Genomic DNA, 5,884 nt, shown 5'->3' on the forward strand with positions numbered 1-5,884 from the left:
GACGCCCTGCTCATCAGCGTGCCGAAGGGCTGATACAACTTTCCGCCATGCCCATCGACGTCACCGCCCTGGTCGAGCAGGCGCGGGCGGGCCGGGCGCGCGCGGTCGCCCGGCTGATCTCGCTGGTCGAGGAGGAGAGCCCGCACCTGCGCGCGGTCGCCGAGGAGTTGGCGCCGCTCACCGGCCGGGCCCGGGTGCTGGGTCTGACCGGGGCGCCCGGGGTCGGCAAGTCGACCGCCACCTCGGCGCTGATCAGCGCGTTTCGTGCGCGCGGCGCCCGGATCGGGGTGCTCGCCATCGACCCCACGTCCCCGTTCTCCGGCGGCGCCCTGCTCGGCGACCGGATCCGGATGCACGACCACGCCACCGACCCCGAGGTGTTCATCCGCTCCATGGCCACCCGCGGCCACCTCGGCGGCCTGGCCCTGGCCACGCCCCAGGCGCTGCGGGTGCTGGACGCCGCCGGCTGCGACGTGATCCTGATCGAGACCGTCGGGGTCGGACAGTCCGAAGTGGACATCGTGTCGCTGGCCGACACCACGCTGGTCCTGCTCGCCCCCGGGATGGGCGACGGCATCCAGGCCGCCAAGGCCGGCATCCTCGAGATCGCCGACATCTTCGTGGTCAACAAGTCCGACCGGGACGGCGCCGAGCAGACCGCCCGCGACCTGAAGAACATGATCTCCTTGTCCCGCAAGGAGATCACCGGCCCCCGCTGGCGGCCTCCGGTCGTGTCCACCGTCGCCAGCACCGCCGCCGGCATCGACGACCTGATGTCGGCCCTCGATGCCCACCACGACTGGCTCACCACCCACGGCGAGCTCGAAACCCGCCGCACCCGCCGCGCCGCAGGCGAGATCGAGGCCATCGCCCTGGCCACGCTCCGCTCCCGCTTCACCCACCACGGCGCCGACACCCTCACCCACCTGGCCAAACAGGTGGTCGCCGGCCACCTCGACCCCTACACCGCCGCCGACCGGCTGCTGTCCCCCTAGCCGGAGTCGAGCAGGCGGACTCGCTTGTCGAGACCGGCCCAGCGCTTGTCGGCGGTCAGGACCAGTTCGGCGTCGTCGACGATTCCGGTGGCCAGCACCAGCGCGTCCGGCAGCCGCAGCGACGGATGCCTGGCCCGAAGCTGGGCGGAATGGACGGCGACCGCCTCGTCGATCGGGCGGACCGGGCCGAACAACGTAAGCACGCGGATGCGGCGCTGCTCCACCGCCGGCCGGCTGCGGCGCGCCTCGCTCACCAGCACCTCCGCCAGAACGCTCGCCGGTAGGCCGAAGTCGCTGCCCGCGACCATGCACTGGGTGACCGCGCGGGCCGCGGCCTGATGGTGCGCGTCGCCGGTGTCGAGCAGGCCGAGCAGCACACTCGTGTCCAGCACTACCTTTCCCACTCGTCCCTCAACTCTTCCAGGTTGGCCGCCGCGGAGATCCCCGGCGCCGAGCCGATGAACTCCTCGAGCAGGTCGAGGCGGGGATCTCGGTAGCGGGTCAGGCGGAGGACGCCGTCGCCTTCGACTTCGACCTGGAGGATGTCGCCGGACTTGACGCGGGCGGCGGCCAGCGCGGCGACCGGGAGGGTCACCTGGTTCTTGCTGCTCACCTTAGTCCGGCGCGGCGGTGGGTCGTCGCCGTCGTGCTTTACCGCAGCGGTCACGAGTAAAGGATAGGCTCCGCCGCCCCGGGAGGCGAGTCAGCAGTTCGTCTTGTAGAAGTACTTCTCGTTGGCGGACATGTTGTCCTTGGTGATGGCCACGAGCGGGGCCTCGATGTTGCGCTTGACGTCCTTGCCCTCGAGCTTGGCGATGGCCTGCTTGACGCCCTCGCGGCCGATGGTGGCAGGGTCCTGGGCGATCAGGCCCTGGAACTCGCCGGCCTTGAGGCCCTCCACCTCGGTGGGGCTCGCGTCGAAGCCGACCAGGTTGACCGCGCCGATCTTGTTGGCGTTGCGCAGGCCGGTGGCGGCGCCCTCGCCGGTGTTGAGGTTGGTGGCGAAGATGCCGATCAGGTCGGGCTTGGCGGCCAGGGCGGCGGTCACCTTGGACGCGGCCTGGTCGGGCTCGTTCTGGGTGAACTCGACGCCGCCGGACTTGAGGTTGGGGGTCTTCTTCAACTCGTCCTCGAAGCCCTTGGCGCGGGCGTTGGTCGTCGACGTGCCGGCGATGGTGTCCAGCACCAGCACGGTGCCCGACTTCCCGGCGGCGAGCTTGGCCAGGGTCTGGGCGGCGAGCCGGCCACCCTCCTCGTTGTTGGAGGTCACCGTGGACACGGCGATCGAGGTGTCCTGCAGCGCGGTGTCCACCTCGACGACCACCACGCCCTGATCCTTGACCTGCTTGATGGGTTCGGTCATCGCCACGTCGTCGGTCGGCGCGATCAGCAGCGCCGCGGGCTTGTTCGCGGCGAGACCGGTGACGATGGGCTCCTGCAGGGTGGCGTCGAACTTGGCCGGGGCGTTGGTCTGCACGGTGTACCCGGCGCTCTTCGCCTCCTCCTCGGCCCCGCACTGCATGGAGATGTAGAACGGCTCGTTCTGCACGCCCGGAACCAGGGCCAGCTTCTTGTTGCCGGCACCGCCACCCTGGTTGCCCGACGAGTCCTCGACCTGCCCGCTGCCGCACCCGGCGAGCAGCACCACCGCGCCCACGGCGGCCACCGTGTGTCGTATCGCGATCCTCATCCCTCGACACCTCCGTTTACCGTTGCCTGGCCCGCCTTCTCCGCTGGTCGAACCACACCGCGGCGACCAGCACCGCGCCGACCGCGATCATCTGCCAGTAGTCCTGGACGCCGACGATGTTGAAGCCCTTCTTCAGCACCGCCGGAATGAACACGCCGATCACCGTGCCGAGCATGGTGCCGATCCCGCCGAACAGGCTCGTGCCACCCATCACGACGGCCGCGATGGCGTTGAGGTTGTCGGTGGTGTGCGCGGCGATCCCGGTGGTGCTGTAGTACGCCAGCGACATGAAACCCGCCGCCCCGGCGAGAAAACCGGTCAGCAGGTACACCTTCACCAGATGCGCGGTCACGCCGATGCCCGCCCGGCGGGCCGCCTCGGCGTTGGAGCCGACCGCGAACGTGTAGCGCCCGAACCGGGTGGTGTGCAGCAGCCAGGCCGCGACCACGGTGAGCACCGCCGCGACGATCACCAGGTTCGGGATGCCGCCGAACGACGTCCCGGAGCCCAGAAACCGTTTCAGCGCGGTCGGAACGCTGCGGATGTCCGAGCCGTTGTTGAGCAGGCTGGCCGCGCCGAGCGCCGCGCCGAGCGTGCCGAGCGTCACGATCAGCGGCGGGATGCCGGCCTTCGCCGTCAGCAGTCCGTTGACCAGTCCCCACGCCGCACCGGAAGCCAGCGCCACCAGCAGCCCGACGGTGATCACGCCCCAGCCTGCGTTGATGGCGCTTCCGTTGGCGGACAACGCGTTCATCGTCTTCGCCGACACCATGCCGGAGAAGATCAGCACCGAGCCCACGGACAGGTCGATGCCGCCCGTGATGATCACGAACGTCATACCGACGGACAGCACCAGCAGCACCGCGGTCTCGATGGCCAGCCGCTGGAAGTTGAACACGGTGGGGAAGGCGTCCGGCGCCAGCACGCTGAACACCGCGATCAGCGCCAGCAGCACCAGCGCGATCCAGAACGTGTTGGCCGCCAGGATCCGCATCCCCGGGCTCCGCCGGCGCGGGGGCGCCTGCGTCTCCGGCGTCGACGGTCTGGTCGCGGTCATGCGGGTTCCTCCTGGGTCAGCGCCCCGGTCATGGCGCCGACGAGGTCCTCGAGGGTGACCTCCGCCGCGGTGAACCGGGCCACCCGCCGGCCCAGCCGCAGCACCTCCACCCGGTCCGACACGGCGAGGACCTCCGGCATGTTGTGGCTGATCAGCACGACCGCGATGCCCTCGTCGCGCACCCGGCGGATCACGTCGAGCACCCGTTCGCGCTGCAGGACACCCAGCGCCGCGGTGGGTTCGTCCATGAACACCACCTTGCTCGCCCACACCACCGAGCGGGCGACGGCCACGCTCTGGCGCTGGCCGCCGGACAGCGAGCCGATCGGCACGTCCATGTCCTGCAGCACGATGCCCAGCCGGTCGAACTCGGCCGCGGCGCGGCGTTTCATCTCCGTCTTGTCGATCATGCCGAGCATTCCGCGCAGGCCCGGCCGGTAGATCTCCCGGCCCAGGAACAGGTTCGCGGCCGGGTCGAGGTCGGGGGCGACCGCCAGATCCTGGTACACGGTCTCGATTCCGGCCGCCCGGGCGGCGACCGGCGAGTCGAACCGCACCTCGCGGCCCTCGAACCGGACCGTGCCGGAGGTCGGCTGCTCGGCGCCGACCAGACATTTGACCAAAGTGGACTTTCCGGCGCCGTTGTCGCCGATCAGCGCCACCACCTCGCCGGCCCGCACGTCGAACGACGCGCCGCGCAGGGCCTCCACCGAGCCGTAGTGCTTGACGATGTCCGTCGCCTCCAGCACGGCCGTGCTCATCGCCTGCTCCCCGGCCGCAGTTCGCCCGAGCCACGCGGAATCAGGCGGACCGGCAGCACGAGCCGGCGTGGCGCGGCGGTGTCGCCGCCGAGCCGGTTGAACAGCAGTTCGGCGGCGGCCCTGCCGAGCGTGGCCGGATCGATGGCGACCACGCTGACCGGCGGTTCGAGCAGGTCGGCCAGTTCGAAGTCGTCGAACCCGATCAGCGCGGGCCGGCGCCGGCTGCCGGCGATGGCCCGCAGCACGTGCACGGTGATCCGGTTGTTGCCGGTCAGCACGGCGGTGGCCGGGGCCCGGCCGCCGAGCAGCCGGCGCAACACGCTGGCGACCCCGGCCGCGGTGTGCGGGCCCATCGCGACCAGCGTTTCGTCGTACGGGATACCGGCCTTCGCGCAGCCCTCGCGGAACCCGCGCAGCCGCTCGGTCGCGGTGAAGATGTCCGGCGAGTCGCCGAGGAAGGCCACCCGGCGATGGCCGTGCGCGACCAGGTGCGCGACCGCGGCCGCGGCGCCCTCGAGGTTGTCCACCAGCACGGTGTCGGCCAGCACGTCACCGGCCGGCCGGTCGACGAACACGACCGGCATCCCCGAGGTGATCTCCGGCATCAGGTAGCCGTGCCGTAGCCCGGCCGGCACCACGATCAGCCCGTCCACCCGGCGGGCGCAGAACTCCAGCGCCAGTTCCCGTTCCCGGTCGGCGTTCTCGTCGGAGGACCCGGTGAGCACCTGCCGGCCGAACCCCCGGGCGACCTCCTCGACCGCCCGGGTCAGCCCGGAGTAGAACGGGTTGCCGACGTCCTCGAGGACCAGGCCGATCGTGCCGGTGGACAGGCCGCGGCGCAGGTTCAGCGCGCCGACGTTGCGCCGGAAGCCCAACCGTTCGATCGCCGCCAGCACCCGGCCCGCGGTGTCGGCGTGCACCCCCGGCTCGGCGTTCACCACCCGGGACACCGTCTTGATGCTGACCCCGGCCAGCCGGGCGACATCGCTCATCGTCGCCCGCCGGTTGGACAACGTTGTCATAGTTCGGTGATCACACACCCGGACCAGCGGGGTTGTCAACGGGTGCCGCTGGGCTTGCCGTCGTCGGAAGTTCGCGGCAGGGTGGCCTAGAAGGTCACTTCCTACCGACAAGGTTGTCAACGATGCTGGCGAGGCGGGGAAGCGCGGTCACGACGGGCCTGTTGACGCTGGTGGCGCTGCTGCCGGCGGCGCCGGCGGTGGCGCAACCACCGCCCGCGGAGGACCTGGCCCGCTGGGTCGACCCGTACACCGGCACCCGGCCCGGCGGCGAGGACCACGGCACCGGCGGCGGCGCCGGCAACACCTTCCCCGGCGCGGACGTGCCGTTCGGCATGGTGCAGTGGAGCCCGGACACGGTG

8 protein-coding genes are annotated in these 5,884 nt (G+C 71.2%); 2 read left to right on the forward strand and 6 right to left on the reverse strand.

Features of this window, described 5'->3' with window-relative positions:
• The first annotated feature begins 47 nt into the window (after window positions 1-47).
• Window positions 48-995, forward strand: a complete 948-nt coding sequence (meaB, locus tag VFO68_RS26115; protein ID WP_325161033.1) for a methylmalonyl Co-A mutase-associated GTPase MeaB — start codon at window positions 48-50, stop codon at window positions 993-995.
• On the opposite strand, the gene VFO68_RS26120 is transcribed toward meaB, so the two are convergent.
• From VFO68_RS26120 to VFO68_RS26145, 6 genes are read right to left on the reverse strand one after another with little or no spacing between them, the layout of a single operon-like run.
• A complete protein-coding gene (locus tag VFO68_RS26120; RefSeq protein WP_325161034.1) occupies window positions 992-1,387 on the reverse strand; it encodes a PIN domain-containing protein in 396 nt (131 codons plus the stop codon). The genes meaB and VFO68_RS26120 overlap by 4 nt on opposite strands.
• The gene (locus tag VFO68_RS26125) at window positions 1,387-1,662 is read right to left on the reverse strand and encodes an AbrB/MazE/SpoVT family DNA-binding domain-containing protein (RefSeq protein WP_325161035.1); all 276 of its coding nucleotides are present in this window, start codon (window positions 1,660-1,662) and stop codon (window positions 1,387-1,389) included. Before VFO68_RS26125 ends, VFO68_RS26120 begins: the two co-directional genes overlap by 1 nt.
• A 36-nt stretch (window positions 1,663-1,698) precedes the next feature.
• Window positions 1,699-2,685: an ABC transporter substrate-binding protein gene (locus VFO68_RS26130; protein ID WP_325161036.1), complete on the reverse strand. Its 987-nt coding sequence runs from the start codon at window positions 2,683-2,685 to the stop codon at window positions 1,699-1,701.
• A gap of 16 nt (window positions 2,686-2,701) precedes the next feature.
• Entirely contained in the window at window positions 2,702-3,742 is a 1,041-nt protein-coding gene (locus VFO68_RS26135) for an ABC transporter permease (protein WP_325161037.1), read from the reverse strand.
• Window positions 3,739-4,503, reverse strand: a complete 765-nt coding sequence (locus VFO68_RS26140) for an ATP-binding cassette domain-containing protein (RefSeq protein ID WP_325161038.1) — start codon at window positions 4,501-4,503, stop codon at window positions 3,739-3,741. Before VFO68_RS26140 ends, VFO68_RS26135 begins: the two co-directional genes overlap by 4 nt.
• Window positions 4,500-5,495, reverse strand: coding sequence for a LacI family DNA-binding transcriptional regulator (locus VFO68_RS26145; RefSeq protein ID WP_325161040.1), 996 nt, complete (start codon window positions 5,493-5,495; stop codon window positions 4,500-4,502). The genes VFO68_RS26140 and VFO68_RS26145 overlap by 4 nt, the downstream gene beginning before the upstream one ends.
• 152 nt (window positions 5,496-5,647) lie before the next feature.
• Between VFO68_RS26145 and VFO68_RS26150 the strand changes: the two genes are divergently transcribed.
• Window positions 5,648-5,884, forward strand: a 237-nt coding sequence (locus tag VFO68_RS26150) for a hypothetical protein (protein ID WP_325161039.1), incomplete at its 3' end; no start/stop codon positions are given.

This window comes from Actinophytocola sp. (assembly GCF_035712165.1).
Lineage (GTDB): Bacteria > Actinomycetota > Actinomycetes > Mycobacteriales > Pseudonocardiaceae > DASYTH01.